Annotated in this window: 11 protein-coding genes and 1 pseudogene; 6 read left to right on the plus strand and 6 right to left on the minus strand. The window is 46.6% G+C overall.

Going from position 1 to position 21,437, the window contains the following annotated elements; all coding sequences use genetic code 11:
- Window positions 1-340 precede the first annotated feature (340 nt).
- The 4 genes from CIK93_RS07050 to CIK93_RS07065 form a co-directional block, all read right to left on the minus strand.
- Window positions 341-2,143: a DUF349 domain-containing protein gene (locus tag CIK93_RS07050; protein WP_094447012.1), complete on the minus strand. Its 1,803-nt coding sequence runs from the start codon at window positions 2,141-2,143 to the stop codon at window positions 341-343.
- Between the two features lie 111 nt (window positions 2,144-2,254).
- The gene (locus tag CIK93_RS07055; RefSeq protein WP_094390169.1) at window positions 2,255-3,181 is read right to left on the minus strand and encodes a magnesium transporter CorA family protein; all 927 of its coding nucleotides are present in this window, start codon (window positions 3,179-3,181) and stop codon (window positions 2,255-2,257) included.
- 300 nt (window positions 3,182-3,481) lie between these two features.
- Window positions 3,482-4,939 carry an aminoacyl-histidine dipeptidase gene (locus CIK93_RS07060; RefSeq protein WP_094446990.1) on the minus strand — a complete coding sequence of 486 codons (1,458 nt, stop codon included), beginning with the start codon at window positions 4,937-4,939 and terminating at the stop codon, window positions 3,482-3,484.
- A 13-nt stretch (window positions 4,940-4,952) separates the two neighbouring features.
- Window positions 4,953-5,978, minus strand: coding sequence for a lysylphosphatidylglycerol synthase transmembrane domain-containing protein (locus CIK93_RS07065; protein WP_094446991.1), 1,026 nt, complete (start codon window positions 5,976-5,978; stop codon window positions 4,953-4,955).
- 1,058 nt (window positions 5,979-7,036) lie between these two features.
- Here CIK93_RS07065 and CIK93_RS07070 point away from each other — a divergent pair.
- Together CIK93_RS07070 and rsmA are read left to right on the plus strand one after the other, a co-directional pair.
- A complete protein-coding gene (locus tag CIK93_RS07070; protein WP_094449281.1) occupies window positions 7,037-7,480 on the plus strand; it encodes a hypothetical protein in 444 nt (147 codons plus the stop codon).
- Window positions 7,481-7,657: 177 nt separating this feature from the next.
- The gene (gene rsmA, locus CIK93_RS07075; RefSeq protein WP_094436539.1) at window positions 7,658-8,464 is read left to right on the plus strand and encodes a 16S rRNA (adenine(1518)-N(6)/adenine(1519)-N(6))-dimethyltransferase RsmA; all 807 of its coding nucleotides are present in this window, start codon (window positions 7,658-7,660) and stop codon (window positions 8,462-8,464) included.
- A 512-nt stretch (window positions 8,465-8,976) separates the two neighbouring features.
- Here rsmA and CIK93_RS07080 read toward each other — a convergent pair.
- Together CIK93_RS07080 and CIK93_RS07085 are read right to left on the minus strand one after the other, a co-directional pair.
- Window positions 8,977-10,359, minus strand: a complete 1,383-nt coding sequence (locus tag CIK93_RS07080; RefSeq protein ID WP_094439424.1) for an MATE family efflux transporter — start codon at window positions 10,357-10,359, stop codon at window positions 8,977-8,979.
- A gap of 59 nt (window positions 10,360-10,418) precedes the next feature.
- A complete protein-coding gene (locus CIK93_RS07085; RefSeq protein WP_371327196.1) occupies window positions 10,419-12,557 on the minus strand; it encodes an alpha-galactosidase in 2,139 nt (712 codons plus the stop codon).
- 793 nt (window positions 12,558-13,350) lie between these two features.
- Between CIK93_RS07085 and CIK93_RS07090 the strand changes: the two are divergent.
- From CIK93_RS07090 to CIK93_RS07105, 4 genes and pseudogenes are all read left to right on the plus strand, one after another.
- Window positions 13,351-16,632, plus strand: a pseudogene (locus tag CIK93_RS07090) (SusC/RagA family TonB-linked outer membrane protein).
- A gap of 22 nt (window positions 16,633-16,654) precedes the next feature.
- Window positions 16,655-18,565, plus strand: a complete 1,911-nt coding sequence (locus CIK93_RS07095) for a RagB/SusD family nutrient uptake outer membrane protein (protein WP_094436531.1) — start codon at window positions 16,655-16,657, stop codon at window positions 18,563-18,565.
- 219 nt (window positions 18,566-18,784) lie between these two features.
- Window positions 18,785-19,936, plus strand: a complete 1,152-nt coding sequence (locus tag CIK93_RS07100; RefSeq protein ID WP_094446994.1) for a DUF6057 family protein — start codon at window positions 18,785-18,787, stop codon at window positions 19,934-19,936.
- Window positions 19,933-21,342 carry a PD40 domain-containing protein gene (locus CIK93_RS07105; protein ID WP_094439414.1) on the plus strand — a complete coding sequence of 470 codons (1,410 nt, stop codon included), beginning with the start codon at window positions 19,933-19,935 and terminating at the stop codon, window positions 21,340-21,342. Before CIK93_RS07100 ends, CIK93_RS07105 begins: the two co-directional genes overlap by 4 nt.
- Window positions 21,343-21,437 lie beyond the last annotated feature (95 nt).

Consider the following 21,437-nt stretch of genomic DNA (forward strand, 5'->3'; position numbering starts at 1 on the left):
TCTATCAATATGTGGTTGTTTGACGTTAAAACTTCTCAATGCTGCCTATTCTTTTCTGTTTCTTTTATCGATATTCTCCTCTTATATATCTCGCGTGTGTATGCGCACGCACACGCGCACGCGACGTCATCATTTTGTTACCATCGACCACCTTTTGTTCTAATATGCAGAGATTCAAAAGTATATGGTGTGGTCGATGTTGGGCAATTGACCACCGATTGACCACCATTCGACCATCGTTAGAACAATTAAGCAACCGGCAGTTGGGGCATGGAGAATAACAACAAAGGGAAAGGTTGTTGACCTTTCCCTTTGTCTGTATCTGGTATGACGATGCTGTTTACTGTTGTTTATTGCTATCGATGGCTTTGATCTTTTCGCGCACCAACTGCACTTGGTCTTTCAATTTCTGTACTTTTCTGTTCATTTCGTCAATGAGTGAATTTCCTTTCTTAGATGACGCATTGAGGAAACCGAGATTGTTTTCGTAGGTCTGCACCTCGTTTTTCAACTGCTCATACTGTCTCATCAATCGTGCCCGCTCGTTGTCGAGGGCGTTTTCACCACGTCCAGCCACCTGTTTGAGGTTGTCTTTGAAATTGTTGAGTCGGCGCTTGGCAGAACTGATGTTCAGTGTCTTGTAGAGTTTATCCAGTATGGCATGATATTCTTCATAGATTTTGTCCTTCTCTTTGTAGGGTACATGACCTACGGCTTGATATTCTGCCACGAGTTTCTGCACCTTAGACTGAAGGTCGTCGCCAGCTTGTTCGGTGAGCGCTTTGAGTTGCTCCACAATTTCGCGCTTCTTGTTGAGGTTCTGGTGCTCCGCGCTTCGTGTGCCCGCTCCAGCAGCATTAGCCGCTTCGAAGAACTTGTTGCAGATGCCGTTGAACTCCTGCCACATTTGGTCGCCCATTTTCTTGGGCACAGTACCGATAGTTTTCCACTCTTTTTGCAGATTGATAAACTTATCGCTTGTCGATTTCCAATCGGTAGAATCCTGCAAGGCTTTCGCTTTTTCTATCAGTGCACGTTTCTTATCGGCATTGTTCTTATATTCTTCCTTTCTGTTTCTGAAATATTCAGCTTTGTTTTTGAAGAATTCGTCGCAGGCCTTACGGAAGCGCTCGAAGATTTTGACGTTCATCTTCTGTGGCGCAAAGCCAATGGTTTTCCACTCGGCTTGCAACTCCATAATAGCCTTGGTATGTTTATCCCAATCGTTGCTGTTTTTATTGTCTTCCTTAACGACTGCCTCTATTTTTTCACAGAGTGCAGTCTTGCGGGTGAGGTTTTCTTCCTCTTGTGCCTTTCGTTCATCGAAATACTGCTGGTGCTTCTTGTTGATAACGGTAGATGCAGCTTTGAATCGTGCCCATATTTCTTCGCGTAGCTCTTTAGCCACAGGACCAGTTTCGCGATACTCTTGATGAAGCTGTTGTAGTTGATGGAATGCACTGATAGCATCGGGTGTTTCAGCGAGTTTCTCCGCAGCTTCGCATAGACGTGTTTTATTTTCAAGGTTCTTCTTGAAGTCTAATTCGCGTGCTACACTGTTGAGTTTGAGCAGATCGTAGAACTGTTCCACATAGAGCTGGTAGTTTCGCCACAGTTCGTTGGCTTTTTCTACGGGCACATTTTTTATTTCTTTCCATTCCTCTTGCAGTGCTTTGAAGTCTTTATACGACTTGTTTGCCTCTTCAGGCGATGTAATCATCGCTTTGATTTTCTCTATGATATCGAGTTTCTTCTGCAGGTTGTCTTGTTTTTCCTGCTCCTGCTCGAGGAATAGTTTCTGTCTTCTTTCCTTGATGATGCTCATCTCTGCTTTGAAGGCCTCCTCTGTTTCGTCGGGTACGATTTGGTAGGTGTCGGGGTTTCCTCCATTGGCAATATAATCTTTGAGCTTAGCTTCGCGTTCGGCAGTGTGCAGTTTGTAGAATACCGTTTTGAGGTAATCCACTTCGTCTTTCTGTGGTGCTTCATCGCTTTGTGCTATTTCGCGCACGCGTTCGAGCACTTCCTGTTTGTTCTGATACTGCTTACGCTCGTGCTGTTGCAGTGCATTTTGCTCTGTTTCAGCCGTTGGCTGCTGGATGTTGCGCTCTTGTTCGAGCGTTTGTTCTTGAGAGTCCATCATCTTAATGTTTGAGTTCATGAAAATGGGTTAGAGTACACATAATAGGCTTCAAAAGTACGCAAAATATCTGAAACAGCCTAATTTTAGGTCAGAAAATTGATGTTTTTCCCCTTAAATGAGTCGTTTATGTCTGAAAACTGCCCATGATGCCACTGATATAATGAGTGACAGAATGATGGCGATGGCGAAGCCTATGGGACTTGTCTCCATGCCGTTGATGAGGTTCATACCGAAGAAACTTGATATGAGTGTGGGTAGCATGAGTATGATGGTTACCGATGTGAGCGTACGCATGATGGTGTTCATGTTGTTGTTGATAATGCTCTGATAGGTATCCATTGTTGATTCGAGAATGTTGGAATAGATATTGGTAGTTTCCCGTGCCTGTGTCATCTCGATGTTTACATCTTCGATGAGGTCGGCGTCGAGTTCGTCAATCTGCAGTTTAAATTTCAGTTTGGAGAGCAGCACCTCGTTGCCACGGATAGATGTGTTGAAGTAAGTGAGTGAGTCTTGCAGTCTTGACAGTCCGATAAGACTCTCGTTGTTTACTTCGCGGTCGAGATTTCGTTTGGCTTTGTCGATGAGCATAGAGATTTGCTTGAGTCGTTTCAGATACCAAACAGCCGACGACAGGAAGAGTCGGAAAATCATATCGACATGGTCGGTGAATCCCTCAGCTCTTTTTTGCTGGAACGAAACGAAGTCGATCATCATATTGGTTTCGTAGTAGCATACGGTGATGGTGACATCGCGCTTATGGATGATACCCAGTGGCACGGTGGTATATGGCGTACGTGAGCGTACCTCTTTGACGTAGGGGATACGCAGGATGATGAGCATCCAACCATCGTCGTACTCATAACGTGCCCGCTCATCGGTATCGCTGATGTCGGATAGGAAATAATCGGGAATGTTATACTGTTCTTCGAGCAGTTGACTGTCTTCCTCTGTTGGGCATGTAACCTGTATCCAACAGTTGGGCTGCCACTCTTTGATTTGGGTCAGTCCGTTGTTAGTGTTCCAGAATGTCTTCATTGTGCTAATCCTTTTTTGGTGCAAATGACTTTGTGGCAAGAGGATTAGCTGTCTTGCCATGCTGCTCCTCACGCCTTACGAATTGTAATTATCCGCCGGGTAGTCGTCCATTTTATGTTGTTACTTTGGTTTTATTGCTTGCAAAATTACAATAATCAGTTGAAAATGCAAAGGTTTTTTCGTTTTTTCTTTCTCTTTAGGCAACAAAAAAGTCAATGGCAGACACATCAGGTGTCTGCCATTGACGGGTATGATACGGTCTTTCGGTGCTGTTTGTTTGCATGCACCGACCGTTGGTTGTTATTTCTCAGGAATATCAGCCAGTGTTTTCTTGAGCAGTTGCCAGAAGGGTTCCACGGTGCTGATGAGTGCGCGTTCGGTCGTGGTGTGAGGTGATTCGAGCGTCGGGCCGAGGCTCACCACATCGAGGTGTGGGTATTTGCCGAGTATGACGGAGCACTCCAGTCCGGCGTGTACTACCTGTACGACACCGTCTTTTCCGAACAGCTCCTTATACTCTTTGAGCAGCAGACCGAGGATTTCTGAGTCGGGGTTGGGGTCCCAACCGGCATAATCGCCAGTAGCTTCTACCTTCATGCCAGCCATGTTGAAGCAGCTTTCGAGGGTCTTCACGAGATTCTCTTTCATGTCTTCGCGGCTTGAGCGTACGAGAATCTTCATGGCAGTCTTACCCTCCGCAATGTCGATGATGGCAAGGTTGCTCGATGTCTCTACTACGTCGAGATAGTGGGGAATCATGCGGAACACACCATTGTGGCATGCGTAGATGACGTTGATGAGATTGTCTTGCAGTTCTACGGGCACCTGTTTGGCTGGTGTTGCCACTTCTTCTACGGTCAACTGGATGTTCTTTTCAATGGGAGCATACTCCTCTTGGAAGTCAGTGAGCCAGTCGGCAGCCAGTTCTTTGAGTGCCTCTACATTCTCTTTCGGCAGGGTGAGCACCACTTCAGCCTTGAATGGAATAGCATTGCGCATGTTTCCGCCGTGCCATGAAGCCAGCCGTGCTTCGGTCTCTTCGATGGCTTCGCGCACAAAGCGCACCATCATCTTGTTGGCGTTGCCGCGTCCTTCTTGGATTTCCAGGCCGCTGTGACCGCCGCGGAGTCCCTGCAGTGTCACCTTAACGGCAACATCTGTGGGGTCGGTATCCACTTCCTGATAGTCGAGCGTGGCAGTAACATCCACTCCACCAGCCGAACCAATGACAAATTCGCCCCATAGCTCGGTATCGAGATTGAGCAGGATATCGCCATGGAGTTCGCCACTGGGCAGGTTGTTGACACCCACCATGTGGGTCTCCTCATCGGCAGTGATGAGTGCTTCCACAGGTCCGTGCACGAGCGATTTGTCTTCCATTACCGCCATGATAGCTGCTACGCCGAGTCCGTTGTCAGCTCCGAGTGTGGTGTTTGTGGCTTTCACCCATTCTCCGTCAATCCATGGTTGGATGGCATCGGTCTCGAAATTGTGTGGTGAGTCTGGTGTTTTTTGTGGCACCATGTCCATGTGAGCCTGTAGGATGACGCCTTTTCTGTTTTCCATGCCCGGTGTGGCAGGTTTGCGGAAAACGATATTTTCTGCTGGGTCCTTGAATGCTTCGACCCCAACCTGTTTGCCGAAGTCGAGTAAGAACTGCTGAATTTTCTCCAGATGTCCACTTGGGCGTGGTACTTGTGTCAGGGCGTAGAAGTTTTTCCAGATGCACTGTGGATCCAGTTTTGTGATTTCGTTCATAGTCTTTGAAATTTTATAATTTGTTGAACAATGTTGTTTCTGATGTTTTTTCCCCGATGCTGTTGTGACGATGGGTAAAGGCAAGCGCGATGCAGGCATAGATGCCGAGTGCCACCACGAGTAGTGTCTGTATGGTGTGTACGATAAACACGAAGCAGAGTGCCTGCGTGTCTGCCACGCCGTAGAGTATCAGCATGGTCTTTACGGCAAAGTGCCAGGGCCCGGCTCCGTTGGGTGTCGGTACGATAACTGCAATGCTTCCTACGATGAAAGTGACCATGGCACATCCTATGCCGAGGTTTGCTGTGAAGTCGAAACAGAAGAATGTGAGGTAATAGTGTAGGAAGTAGCTCAGCCAAATGGCAACGGTAAAGACGATGAACAGTGGCACATTGGCTACGTCTTTGAGCGAGATGACTCCTTGCCAAATGCCTTTCAGCGTGGCTTTCACCTTATCGTAGAACGAGAGTTTGCGCAGCAGAAAGTGGAGCAACACCATCAGTGCCAGCAGACAGATAGCCACCACGAAATAGCCTGTCCATGAGAAATGGTGGAGAATGGTGCTGAGGTTGGTGCCTGTCTTATGGAAAAACATGCCGAAAGTGCTCATTTCGAAGAGCAAAACCACAGCGGTTATGCCCATGACGAGTAGTGAGTCGATGGCGCGCTCGGTGACCACCGTCCCCAATGCCTTAGGAAACGAGATGTTGTCGTAGCGCTTCAACACGCCGCAGCGAGTAAACTCGCCCACGCGCGGCACGATGAGTGAGGCTGCATAGGATAGAAAAACGGCATGAATGCTGACGGAGTGGCGAGGGTGCTCGCCCATTGGTTCGAGCGTTTGACGCCATCTCCACCCTCTGAACATCTGTGCGAGTATGCCGAAAGGAAAGGAGAGAAGCATCCACGTCCAGTCCATTTCGTCGGTCATAACGTGTTGCATCTCTTGCCAGTTTTCCCCACGATACATCCAATAGAGTATCGCTCCGCCCAGCACAAGAGGCATCAGTATCTTGATGATGATGTTTGTTGTCTTCATGTTTCCGTAGGCAAAGGTACGAATAAGCGAGCAGAATAAAAAAGAAAAAAGCAATTTTCTTTTTTATTCTTGAGCGTGAGTACCTTGGGCGCGTAGCGCCAAAGTCTGTTTCTCCTCCCTCCCTACACCTTATTATACAATATACTGCCGTATGAAGCACTATGAATCCGATATTCCCCAGCTATATAGTTACATTTCCGTGAAAATGTATTGATACATGTCAAATCTTTGATATGGGTCAAAGAATAGGGTATTTTTGTGTTGTTTGCGCACACAATGCTTGCAAGGTTGATATTTAGTGCGTACCTTTGCATCGCATTAAGAGAAATGCACAGGATAACAATTACAGGATAACACAAATTAAAAAGAAAGGAAGAACATGACTTTAGTATTGTTAATTGTGGCTGTTGTAGCTATTACGATTGCTGAGGCAGTCAGAGTGAACAACAAGGTTAATCTTGGTAAGTAACTCATTTAAGAGATGAAAAAAACGAGGCGAGCCTTCGGGCAGACCTCAAAGTAATAACAAAACACAAAGAAAGGATAACTATTATGGTAGTATTTGAAATTATGGCAATTGCCACTGTTCTCTGCGCTGCAGCTGTTGCAACAGGTGTAGTAATCGATATGAAGTTGCAGAACAAAATCTAAAAACGTACGCGCGACATCTTTGTCGCAGTACTAATCGAAAATCAACAAACATGATGATAATGGGGAAGTTGCCTAAGGGCGACTTCCCCTTTTTAGTGTGTTGTGGTATCATGACGATGATAAGTGATATTTGTCAATAGATCGTGAAACGCGTGTAACTTGCAGAAATATAGCATGTTGTTGCGCTTTAGACGGAGTATGGGTGAGCAAATCAAATTGATTTGCTGAGGAAATCAAATTGATTTGCTCAGCAAAATAAATTGATTTGCTGAGGAAAACAAATTGATTTGCTGCCCCAAACAATATTGATAGGGTAGTTATGGGGTATGAAAAGATTTGCTTTCGCTATCGTTTTTTGCTAATTTTGCAGTCACAATTAACTCATATCATTTAAACACACGAAGATTATGGCAGTAAAATTTATGTTGGTAAAGGGAGAAATTAAGTCTCGCAATCATTATGGCATGTACTATGCCCACACCATACGTGGTGCAGAATTGACGCTCGAACAGATAGAAGAACGGATACAAGCCAACTGTTCGGCAAAGGTTTCCGATGTGCGGATGGTCATGGCAGAACTCTTTTCCACCATTCGATTGGCATTGAGTGAAGGACAAGTGGTCAACCTTGGCGACTTGGGAAAACTCTATCTCTCAGTGACCAGTAAACCCGTGGAACGCCCGCAAGACTTCTGCGTAGATAAGCACATCACCGGAATTAAGTGCAAATACATCCCCTGTGGACACCGCATGCAGCAGGAAGGCATGAAAGGCAACATCAAAAGACTGCTGACGCAAGGGTGTAAGGCGGTACACGACCGGAAAGCTACACAACGGTCGTTGGACATCTGACCGATAATCCATCATCCACAACGACATCTGCTCAGAGGCGCCCAAGGCGATAGGGTGTATGGACATGAGGGTGGGGTGATGAGGCAAAATAATAGACCTATATATAATAAGTGTTCGCAAAATTTGTGAATATTGAATAATTGTTTTACCTTTGCAAAGTACCTTTAAGGCGCAAGAATGAAACAAGTAAGACCCAAAAAAAACCTCGGTCAGCACTTTCTGACCGACCTCGGCATTGCCAAACGCATAGCCGATACTGTTGATGCATGCCCAGATTTGCCCGTCCTCGAAGTGGGACCCGGCATGGGAGTGATGACTCAATATCTCGTGGAAAAGCCCCGCCCACTGAAAGTGGTAGAGATAGACCGCGAGAGTGTGGCGTATCTGAACGAACATTTTCCTAAACTCAGAGAGAATATACTCGGTGAGGATTTCCTCAGAATGGATCTCACCAAGGTGTTCGATGGCAAGCAGTTTGTATTGACGGGCAATTATCCCTACGATATTTCATCGCAGATATTCTTCAAAATGCTCGACAACCGCAACCTCATTCCTTGTTGCACGGGCATGATACAACGTGAAGTGGCACTCAGAATGGCGAGTGAACCGGGGAACAAGGCATACGGCATTCTCTCGGTACTGACACAGGCGTGGTATGACGTGGACTATCTCTTCACCGTGGATGAAACCGTGTTTAACCCACCGCCCAAGGTGAAAAGTGCGGTCATACGCATGACACGCAACTCCGTGGAACACCTCGGATGCGACGAACTGCTGTTTAAGCGCGTGGTGAAAACCGTTTTCAACCAGCGCCGCAAGATGTTGCGCGTGTCGCTACGCCAGTTGCTGCCTAACCTTTCGACTATCGACAGCCCACTCACACAGCATGAAATGATGACCAAACGACCTGAGCAACTCACCATTCCACAGTTTGTCGAATTGACTAATTTAGTGGAAAAAGAGTTGTGTGTGCGAACACAATAAATTGATTAAGGTCAATTATACACCCATTTTCAAAGTTTTGTAAGCAGATTCTGTGGCAGGTTCGCAGAATCTGCTTAACTTTGCAACGTGATCAAGAGAGAACACATTCAATAGGATAACATAAGATTGTTAGTAAGAAAGGTAAATAGGTAGAATAGGTAAGAAGATAGGATAACACAGAAAAAACTCAAAAGGAAAAGATTAGGATAACACATCAGGAAACAGGATAATACAATAGGTAAATAGGTGAAAGAATGAGGATAATAGAGAAGGCAGTAGTAGTTTGATTGTTAGGTTAATGTTTAATTTTAGGTATTAAAAAGGTAAAGAGATGATTAACATGACATGGATTACCCTGTGTGCAGCATTAGCTGCAACAGGTTTGTGGGTGAGAAACAACGACAATCCACAAATTTAAGAGAAAGTAGGTTTTTTAGTTATTAATAGGAAAAGAAAGAAACAGCCTCGACTTGTATGAAGTCGGGGCTGTATGCTTTATACCCAGTGGCGGGTCAGGTGCGCATGCGATTTGCCCAACCGCCATGCCACAGACGGGTAAGGAATATCAAACCGCGGAACGTCAGTTCGATGGCCATAGCGGTCCAAACGCCTGGCAGACCGTGGCTCACAGCGAGCAAGGCTGCCAATGTGAGACGCACACCCCACATGGACGCCAGACTCATCATGGCAGGGCGCAGTGTGTCGCCTGCACCGATAAATACTCCGTTACACACAATGGCTGCTGCAAACATGGGTTCGGCAAAGGCTTCGATGCGTAAACATACTGTGCCGACCTCCTGAATGAGCTCGACGGGAGTCATCAACACCATGAGTTGGGGGGCAAAGAGATACATCATACCACCCATAAACGTCATCACCAAAACTCCAAGTCCTACAGACAGATAGGCAAAAGAACGGGTCAACAGGCGCTGTCCAGCGCCGATACCTTGACCAACAAGCGTTGTGGCTGCCTCGGCAATGCCGTAGCCCGGCATGTAACACAGGCTCTCTACCGTGATGGCCAACGAGTGGGCGGCAATGGCGATAGTGCCCAATGGCGCTACAATCATCGTACTCACAATCTGTGCGCCACCCATCAATAGGTGTTGTAAACCCATGGGGGCGCCGATGCCAAAGGCGGCCTTCACTGTGGAGATGGTGGGACGGAACGAACCGCGCCGTCCTTTCAGATGCAGAATGTCGGAACGGAAGATGAGAAAATATCCCATCAGCGATGTGATGACAAGGTAGGCACAACTGGTGCCCATGGCTGCACCGACTACGCCGAAGCCTAAGATGAAGATGAAAATGCTGTTGAAAATTACATCGAGAAAACACATCATGATGTTGAGCATACTGGGCACCTTCATATTACCTGAGCATTTGAGCATCGAACCAAACAGGTGTTCGAGTTGGAACAAAGGGGCAGCGCAGGAAAATATCAGAAAGTAAAGCGATGAATCGGAGGCAATATCGGCTGTTCCACCCAACCAATAGGGGAGGGCGCGATGGATGATAATGCCCGTAGTGGCTAAACATGCGCTGAAAATGAGACAGCAGGTGATGCCTTGACGAAGAATGTGGCGTGCACGATCGAAGTCGTTGGCGCCGATGGCGTGTGCCACTTGGACGGAAAAACCCATGGAACAAGCGGAGGCAAGTCCGCCAAAGAGCCACGAAGTGCTCTCTATCAATCCGATAGATGCGGATGCCTTGGCACCCAGATGTGCCACCATCGAGGCGTCAATGAAAAACATAACGATGGTGGAGAGCTGTGCGAGCATGGAGGGAATACTCAACTGAATAATCAGATTGAGCTTTTCCCTCCGTGTCATCGTACGGCCCTCGCGGATGTAAGCGAGCAGGTCTGTCTTTTCTTTCTTTCTTGTTGTCATCTGTTACGATGTGTGTCTTTCATTATAAATAGGTGCGCACCATGTGCGCCTGCTGACGATTATTGGGCTTCAAGGAGCAATACGCGGCTCGACCAATCAGTGCGTGCGTTCCACTCCGTATTGTTGCGGTAAGGCACGTCGAGACCGTGGTTCATCAGGTATGCACCGCTGAACAGCTTGCCCTCAATGGCGAGTGGCTCTACGTCGATGCGGTTCAACTCCTTCACGCGATACATCTTAGTGGCGTCAAGACCTGCCATGTGGACACGTGGCAAGTGCTCGTTTTGGAACGATTCGGTCTTCCACCAGTAGAACACTGCCTTATCTTTGGCTTCGGTGACATACATCATCGAGGCAAGACCCTTCTTGTCGTAGGGCGAAACAAGGCGGTAGATGTCGCCAAACTGTACGATGGGACGTATCTGCTTGTATTCGGCAATGGCTTTGCGACACAGTTCTTTCTCGGCATCGGTCATGTTTTTCGGCTGAATCTCCATGCCCAAACGACCGCTCATGGCTACGTCGATACGGTATTTCAACGACGTGGTGCGGAACACAGTATGGTTGGGAGTTGCGGAAATATGGCTTGCCATGGCGATTGCTGGGAAGAAATAGCTGGTCCCCCACTGCATGTAGATGCGCTGGAGCGCATCGGTATTGTCGGAAACCCAGAACTCATCGAAGTAGGGGAGTATGCCCCAGTTGGCACGACCGCCTCCTGAAGCGCATGCCTGGATGGTGATATCGGGATATTTGGCGCGGATGCGCTTGCATACGGCATCGAACCCACGGTGGTAGGCTATATACAGATGGCTCTGGTCTGCCATGTTGAGATACTGTGAGCCGTGGTTCATAATCGCCATGTTAGCGTCCCATTTGATATAATCAATCTCTGGATATTTCGTCAGGAGATTATCTATAATGCTGAAAATGAAGTCTTGCACCTTGGGATTAGACAGGTCAAGCACCAACTGCGTGCCGCCGCGACCCAGCACGGCGTCGCGCTTAGGGGCCTTGATGATCCAGTCGGGATGCTTTTCATAGAGTTCGCTGACGGTATTGGTCATCTCTGGTTCCAACCAAATGCCGAATTTTACTCCGTTCTTCTTTGCGTCGCGCAACAGACCTTCGATGCCATCGGGCAACTTGTTTTTATCTACGGTCCAGTCGCCAAGTGATGAGTTGTCGGTCTTGCGGGGATATTTGTCGCCAAACCAGCCATCGTCCATTACAAACAATTCACCTCCCATTGAGGCGATATCAGCCATCATCTGATCCATGCCCTGCTGGTTGATGTCGAAATAGACACCTTCCCAAGAGTTCAAAAGGATTTTGCGCTCCACATTGCCGTGCATCAGTTTGTAATTGCGACCCCATTTGTGGAAATTGCGACTGGCGCCTGAAAGACCTTCGTTGCTGAAGGTTAGGGCAAGAGCTGGCGTCACAAAGGTTTCTCCTTTCTTAAGGTGATACTCTGAATTGTCTTCGTTGATGCCTGCAAAGAAATAATGGTATTCGGTGTCGTCGGTATTGACTTTCAGACGGTAGTTGCCACTGTAGCACAGGGCTGCACCTATCACCTGACCGCTATTCTCGCGGGCTTTGCCATCCAAGGAGAACATCACTTCGGCGTGAGAGGTATGCGAATTGCGCGTGCCGTCCTTGTTGACAATCACACGCTGACCGGCATGGAGTGGTTCTTCCACCAGGCGCCCCTCGTTTGCCCACGATCCATAGAGGTGGCTCATCCATACATCGCCACGGCGAATGGGTAGCATGGCAGAGGCAAAAGTGGTGAGGGTGACGGTCTGTTTCTCGCCGTTGGTCACCTCGCTCCATGCTTCAATCATATCTACATCGCGGTATGCTTTATATTTCAGATTGACGGTGATGGGATAAACAGGGTCTTTCAGGCGGATGGTGGTCACGTCGCCATTGCGACTTACACCATCGGCATAAAGTGCTGACGATAGGTTACCGTCTGCATGGCGCATGGCAAAAGCTGCTTCTGCCGGTGTGTTGAGACCATAGGCAGGATAGGCATCCATGCGTCCTTCCACGGGTTTTTGCAGATGTGTAAGTTCTTCGGCATTGAGTTTACTGCCGAAATACACGTATTGTGGATGCTTGCCTTGCTCTACATCGAGTACCATGGTCATGTTTTTAGTCTCCACAACCACCTGTTCGCCCCATGCCATAACGCTCATGAGGCAACCGATTACGGTCAGAATTACATTTCTCTTCATTGTATTATTGTTTTTTAAAAATATTTGTTTAGGTTATTGCTCCTGTTTCTGCGGCGTTCCCTGGCGCTTTAGGTCAGTTCCCGCTCCCGTTGCTGCTGCTTTTCCAGCAGCCTTAGGTCAGCTTCCGCTCCCGTTGCTACTTCCTCTCCAGCAGCTCGAAAGACAGCCGTTTCTTGTTTTCTTGTATCTGCGAGCATCTATTTTCTGTTTCCGTTGCCAAAGTTACACATTTTTTTTCAAACCATCAAGCTCTGTATCTTTTTTGCATATATTCTGATAGAATAGTATCACTGAAAAAACTCTGTTTTGTATATTCTTACTCTTTTGAGTTGCTATATAAACTATCATCCTTCGTGTTACCACGTGCGTGTGATCGTGCGCACGCGCGCATTATATATAAGGTATATACGAACAGTCACGGTGTGTTTTATAGCATGTTTTAACAGCTCTGCATGTTTCAAAAAGTATTTATATTGCACACTATAGGGGTTGAATCTCTACTTTTTTGCTCTGACGCGTTTTCTTGGTCGACAGAAAACTTTGTGTTGTGTAAAATATACCCTCATCCTGTGTAACAAAATTCAAAATGTAACAAGAAACAAAGTTTTTTTTGCCGATTATGAACAGATGTTAAGGAATAATAAATTATATTTGCATCGCCTTACCGCAACAAATGCGTGAGGCAACCTAAACAAACCAACAACAATATTAACCAATCAATAACTAATTTTAATCTGTTCTATTTATGTCAAATTCAACTAACTTAAGAAAGATTGAAAAGCCGTTGTTTTTACTGTTGCTGCTCTGTTTATTCCCCTTGGGGATTTCGGCACAGAGCCTTGTAAAAGGAACAGTAAGTGATGAAAGTGGCGAACCGATTATCGGTGCAACCGTTAAAGTGCTGGGCACAAACGACGGTACCGTGACTGATTTCGATGGTCGCTTCCAGTTGAACGTGAAAGCCAACGCACAGTTGAGTATCTCTTACGTGGGATATGCTACTGAAAAGGTGGCTGTCAACGGCAAAACCAATCTCAAAGTTGTCCTCAAGGGCGATGAAACAGTACTTAACGACCTCGTTGTAGTAGGTTATGGTACAATGAAGAAGTCAGACATCTCTGGTTCTGTGGCTACTATTAATAAGGAGCAAATGGAGCGCAAGGTGCCTGTTAACATCGCTCAGGCCCTCCAAGGTGCAGCTGCTGGTGTGATGGTTACCAATCAGGACGGTGCTCCTGGTTCTAAGTCTGCCATCCGTATCCGTGGTATCGGTACTATCAACGGTGATGCGCAGCCTCTCTATGTAGTAGATGGTGTGTAGGTTGGTACCAATGCCGACTTCGTTAACCCTGCTGATATCGAGAGTATTGAAGTCTTGAAGGACGCTTCTGCTACTGCAATTTACGGTTCTGCCGGTGCGAATGGTGTTATCATGATTACCACTAAGCACGGTCAGAAAGGCAAGATGAACATCAAGATCACTGCTGACCTTGGTATTCAGACTCTTCCTTACAAACTGAAAACCCTCACTGGTAACGATTATGCTCGTTCTATCCGCGAGTCTAAAGCTAATGACGGCGCTACGCTGAACAACCAGATCTGGGCTGAGGCTTACGATGGTAAGCGCAACCTCATCGACTGGCAGGATCAGATGTATCGCACTTCACTCCGTCAACAGTATGGTATCTCTGCTAATGGTGGTACTGAAAAGACTCAGTACAACTTCTCTCTTGGTTACTTGCAGAACAAGGGTATCATCGTTAACACCAAGTATGACCGACTCACCTCACGCGCCAGCGTTAAGACTAAGGTCAATGACTACATTGAGTTTGGTGGTGATATGAACTACATGTACTCTACCGTTAAAGGTAACAACATCGGTTTGGGTAACAATGGTAACCTGTCATCACAGCGTGATATCGCGCAGATGGCTCCATCACTCGACTATATCGATGACGTAACTGGTCAGTTGGTTAATGTTAATGTGGTGAACCCCGATGGTACCTATGGCGCAGGTAAGGCTCCTACGCCTGACGGATGGGAAGGTATGACCGCTCAGGCTCAGAACCCCTATGCTTCACAGATGGAAATCGGTCGCGTAACTCGCAACTCACGTATTTCTATCAACCCCTACATCGACATTACACTTCTCAACCTGAAGGAGCATAAGCTCAATATCCACGCTATCGCTTCTTGGACACAGACCAACTCTGACAATGACGAGTTCTCTGGTATGTACAAGCGTTACAACAATATCGGCGGTACTATGACTGAAGTGAAGTACGAAGGTCGTAACCAGGCTTACTATGACTTCGGACTCAGCCTGAGCAAGGGTCTGAGCAAGAGCATTGAAACTTACATGACCTATAACTGGAAGACTGATTTCAATAACCTGACCTTGATGGCTGGTAACTCTGTAAGCAAGTATGAAGGTTCATGGGTTAGCGCAAGTGCGCACGGCTTCCTCTCTCCCAACAACCGTGTGATCTCTCTCACCAATGATGCTAAAAGTATCAATGGTAATGGTGGTTTCAACGCTGAAGTACGTACTATCTCATACTATGGACGTTTGATTTACAGTCTCTTCGACCGCTACGTGGTGACTGCTACCGTACGTCGCGACGGTTCTTCTAACTTCTCTGAAGGACACCGTTGGGGTACTTTCCCATCAGCTGCCATCGCTTGGCGCGTGAAGGAAGAGTCTTTCCTGAAAGACGTGAAGGCTATCAGCAATGCTAAGGTTCGTATCGGTTGGGGTCAGACTGGTAATGCCGGTGGTATCGCAGGACGTTCTACTTATGCCCTGTCTTCTGCCGATACCAAGTACAACTTCTACGCTCCTGGTCTTGGTGGTGGTACTACCGGTTCGTTCGACCGTGTTGTTGGATTCTATGCACCATTGGTTGATACCAACTTGAAATGGGAAACCAACGAACAGACTAACTTCGGTCTTGACCTCGGATTCCTCAACAATGACTTGACTGTTACCATGGACTTCTTCACTCGTAAGACTAAGGACTTGCTCCTTGAGCGTCAGATTCGTCCATCAGCAGGTAATACTTCTATCTATACCAACTACGGTCAGATTGATAATACCGGTTTCGAATTCTCTGTAAACTACAACAAGAAACTCAATAAGGACTGGGCTATCAACGTGGCATTCAACGGTTCTACCTTGAAGAATAAGATTAAGAAGATGGGTGCGGACTACACTGCAACATGTACCGGTGGCAACAGCACATATTCTGCCGACGAAATCGACGGTTCAAACCTTGGTGCTATCAGTGGTACAGGTTTCAACTGGAACAACCACTCTATCTGTCGCGAAGGCGAAGCCGTAGGTTCATACTATGGATATAAAGTTGCAGGTATCATCAAAACTCAGGAGCAACTCGACAAAGCTAAGGCTCAGGGACAGAATGCACAGATCGGTGACTTCCTCTTCGTTGATACTGATAAGAACGGCACACTCGATGATAATGACCGCGTAATCCTCGGCAATGGTCTGCCTAAGTTTAACTTCGGTTTGAACCTCAGCGCTACTTATAAGGATTGGGACTTCAGTCTTTACACATACGGTGTACTGGGTATGGACATCCTTTCTTATTCAAAGATGCGTCTTTCTATCATGAACCCGTCGGATGACTCTTGGACTCCTGCTCTGCTTAAGGATAGCTACAATAACATGTACAACGCTGAAACCAATCCTAACGGAACACTTCCACGCCTGACCCGCCTCGACAACAACAAGAACAGCAGTATTAGCGATGCATGGGTAGAGAACGGTAATTTCCTCAAGATTAGCAATATTCAGGTGGGCTACAACGTTCCTAAGAAGTTCCTCAGCTCATTCGGTCTCACTGCAGTACGTGCTTACGTAGCTGTTCAGAACCTCTGCACAATCTCTCCATACAGCAAGTATGGTGATCCTGAAGTTGGTCAGGGTAGCGTCATCTACTCAGGTCTTGACACTGGCCGTTATGCAACTCCACGTACTTACATGTGCGGTCTTAACATTACCTTCTAATTAACTATAAAGAAAGACAATTATGAAAAATATAATTAAATATTTTGCATTGGCAGGTTTAGGATGCGTCGCTTTCTCTTCATGCGACAACGATAAATTCCTTGACGTACCAAAGTATGACATTCTGGACATAGAATCTCAGTTTGAGAATGATGATAATGCCCGCCTTGGATTGAACGGTATCTATGCCTATAACAACGTCAGCAAACAAGATGATAGCTGGGGCTTTAAACCAAATCTGTTTACTGGAAGCCACCCAACAATGGATACACAGTGTACCGGTTGGGACGTAAAATTCCTCGACCAGACATGGGATGCCAACGTTGGTGAACTGGGTCAAGGATGGTCACACGCTTATGCTGCCATCGCACGTGCTAACCTCTATCTGGCTGGACTTGAGAATGCAGAGAAAGTAACCCCAGAAGCTAAGAAGCTTTGCGAAGGTGAGGCTCGCGCACTCCGTGGATATTTCTACACTTGGTTGGCTACTACATTCGGTCGTGTTCCTATGCTCGCCACCGGTGAAGACTTCAATAATACTCCTGTCAAGGCTGCTGCAGAGACCTACGAAGAAATGTGGGACTTCATCATCGAAGACTTCTCTAAGGCTGCAGAACTGCTGGATTGGACTCCATACAACAATCAGTATGGCCGTTGCACCAAGGGTATGGCCAAGGCATACCTCGCTGATGCATACATGTGGAAAGCATTCCGTTGCCCCGATCAGGCTGCTGATTGCTATGCCAAAGCTAAGCAAGCGCTGAAAGATATTATCGACAGCAATACTTACGAACTGTCTTCTAACTTCGCTACCAACTGGGATCCTGCAGGATTCTGGAATAAGGAATGTATCTGGGCGATGTGTTCAGACGAAGGTAACGAATGGAGTAGCTGGGGTAGTGACCGTACTATCACTTTCTGTAATCCAAACATGTTTAAGTGGTTCTGCGCTTGTCCTGAGAATGGTGGATGGGGTGCTGAATACCTCTCATGGGAATGGTATGCATGCTATGAACCAGGTGACACACGTCGTGACGCTTCATGTGCTACAGGTGCTATTCCAGAAGATAAATTGGCTGAATATGGTATTCAAAAATCTAATAATGTATGGGGCTACAACCCTTATCTGAAGGACTCTCTGGGTGTTAAGGATGCCAGTGGTCATGTCGTTGCACCATTCATTAATGCTGAAGGTGTACAGTCTGGTACCAAGACTCGTCAGTTCCACTTCACCAATGGTGAGTTTGCTCCTGCTATCTGGACGACCAAGATCTGGCGTTCTGCCTATGCTGATGGTAACTCATGGGGTACTCAGATGTGGGCTCCTGTGATTATCTATGGTAAGCGTTATGCTAACGTATTGCTCGACTATGCAGAGTGCTGCTTCCGTACAGAAGGTGAAAATTCTCCTGCTGGATGGGCTGCAATCGATAAGATTCGTGACCGTGCATGGGGTAACGAAACTATCGGTAAGGACTACAGTGCATACTATGGACACTATAACAATGTGTATGCTGGCAACGGGAAGAACCTCACTATGACCAGCTATCCTGTTGGCGTGCTGACAGCAAGAGTTTCCGTTCCTGATGCTAAGGCTTACTATACAGCACTTCAGGCTAAGCCTAACCGCGTTGGCTACAAGCACACTTCTCCAGTATGGAAGGTTGCTGTCAATGAGGAGCGTCGTAAAGAGTTCAACTCAGAGTGGAGCCTCTGCCCAGATATGATCAAGTCTGGCTATATTGAGGATCACGTCAATTACAACTATCCAAAGGATGATGGTGGTGATGACTATGCTAACTATCCTTGGACAAAGCGTACATTCGACTTTGATATCAACAAGATGGATATGCCAATTCCTGCTACAGAACTCATGAAGAACCCGGCTCTGAAGCAGAATCCTGCTTACGCTGGTAAGGAAAACAAAGAATAAATAAAACATTCTTCTCATATCTCGCCACGCTCCATCATGGGGCGTGGCGATTTCTTTAATATCTATCTGACTGCTATGAGCCTTTTGTCTATCACATCCATCACCCGTGGTCTGCCGAAAGATATGGATTAAACGGTCAGGATGATGATGCGAATATTTTGCCGTAATAGTTTGGGTATGTGTGGAAAAATATGTAACTTTGTGGGTTAGAAACTATAAATGAAGAAAACCGTACTGTTGATATTGGTGCTGAACGTGGCACTTCATGTGTCGCTCTTTGCTCTGTGTGTTCCGATACTGAACTATGCAGAGGGGTGGACTACGTTCTATTGGGACAGTCACTATCTGTCGTATGCACTCTATCAATATGGAGTGGGAGAGGTGGTGCGCCAATTCTTCCTGCAATATTTTGCTCATTCTATCATCGGCATCCTTATGACAATGATTGTAGCATTGTTGGTGGCTGTATTGGCAATGGTCATTATCCGCCTATTCTGCAAAAAGACTGGATGGCTGTACCTGTCACTTGTACCCTCATGGCTTGCGAGCGTGGGCTTGTTGGCGTTGATAAGCCCCAATGGCTTGTCGGCACTAACAGCCCGTTTTACCCCAGCAGGCCAGCAGCAAACCCAATATATTGAAATGAGTAATATGGTGCGAAAGCAGGATTGGGATGGCATCATTGCCCGTTGTGATGAGGGTGGGAGAGTGACCAATCTGTTGACACAGAACTTTCTGAATATGGCACTTGCCGAGAAAGGATTGCTCGGTCAGTGTCTCTACGACGAACCATGTATTGATATCCGATCTGTTTATATCGATGCCATACAGAACGAAGACTTCGCAGTATTGCTCAGCGACATCTATTACTCTATGGGACATATCGCCCAATCGCAGCGTTATGCCTTCGAACTGAATGAGAAAAAGAATGATTTCTCACCGCGCCTGCTGATGCGACTGGTACAGACCAACATCATCTATGGGCAATATGCTGTGGCAGAGAAATACATCCGATGGTTAGAAAAGACTGTTTATTATAAGACATGGGCTATGTCGCAAAGGCGATTCCTCTATCATGATGATGCCGTAGCGAAGGATGCGGAATATGGCGTGAAGCGCCGATGCCTGATTACCGATAATCGTTTTTCCGGTATTAAAGGCCTTGACGACGATCTGTTGCATGTGGCTCGACAGACACGTGGAACGGTGCAATGTCGCACCACGCTCCAGTATTTGGGTGCGCTCTATCTGCTTGCACACTACAATCAACAGTTTGTGAGCCTTTGTGATGAATTTCCTGAATATCAGTTGACACAACAGAAATACTTTGCCGATGCCTATAAAAAACTGAAAGGAGGAAACCGAAAATGATCAAGAAAATATTGTTTGTCATGCTGTCGGCATTTGTTCTGGCTGCTTGTACGCTCCACAGACAAGAGGCAGAACCGTTGCGTCAGTCTGCACCACTGTTCCCTGACTACGCCGATGTGCTGCTTCCGGTGAATATCTCCGCTCCAACCTTTGCTCTGAACGACAGTGCGAATGCCTTGGAGTCTGTGCAAGCCGTATTTAGTTCAGGTTCAGAAACGATAATCGTGGGCAGCGATGACACTGATGGCATCTGCATATCGGAAGCCGATTGGCATAAATTGGTGGCAGCCTCACATGTGATAACAGTGACCATTCAGGGAGAGAAAAATGGTAAATGGGTGGAGTATGATGCCTTTAAGATGAATATTTCGCCCGATTCCATCGACAATACATTGGTTTATAGACTCATCGAACCTGGTTATGAAGTATGGAATGAGATGGGCATATACCAGCGTAGTGTGGAAAACTATGACGAGGAAGCTATCATAACCAACCGCCAAACGGATAAAGGTTGCATGAACTGCCACTCGTTCTGTAATTACAATCCAGAACAACTCATGTTTCATCTGCGCCTTAACCATGCTGGAACCTATATGAAAAACGGTAAGGCACGATTGCGCAAACTCGTCACGCCGAAGTCGTTGGTCTATCCTTCATGGCATCAAAGCGGTCGCTTTATTGCTTTTTCGCAGAACGATACCAAGCAGATGTTTCATACTACTGACCGAAACAGAATAGAGGTGTTTGATTTCTCCTCCGATGTCATGGTCTATGACCTTGAAGCCGATACGTTGATCACTACACCGCTGTTGATGTCGAAAACCAAGTTTGAAACTTTCCCGTCATGGAGTGCCGATGGTAGAACCTTGTATTTTTGCAGTGCTGACAGCGTGAAAATCCCTGATGACTACGACCAGGTGCACTATTCGCTCTGTAGTATAGGGTTTGATGCAGAGAAGAAACAGTTTGCTGATAGCGTACATGTCATCTATGATGCCCGTCAGACACAGAAGAGTGTATCATTTCCCCGATGCTCTCCCGATGGTCGCCACTTGGTGTTTACACTTTCCGATTATGGCAATTTCTCTATCTGGCACAAAGAAGCACGCCTCATGATGATACCTGCCAATGCCACTACCGCATTAGAAATGGTATCGATATTGCCCGATTTTCGTGCGTCATACCATTCGTGGAGTAGTAATTCACGATGGATGGTGATGGCAAGCCGACAGGATGACGGACTCTATACCCGACCATATATCGTGCATATAGATGCTGATGGCAAGGTTTCCAAACCGTTTCTCTTGCCGCAATCCGATGCTGCCTATTATCTCCGAACCATGAAATCCTATAACATTCCGGAGTTTACGCGTGGTAAAGTAAATGTTACGCTTGACGGTATCTGATTGTCATCACCGTTTCTCCTATGATGTATAGCAGTTTGGGGTGACACGATATGCACTGTTGGTCGATGTGTGGTCGAATATTTTGATATTCTTGA

This window comes from Prevotella sp. P3-92 (assembly GCF_002251205.1).
Taxonomy (GTDB): Bacteria; Bacteroidota; Bacteroidia; order Bacteroidales; family Bacteroidaceae; genus Prevotella.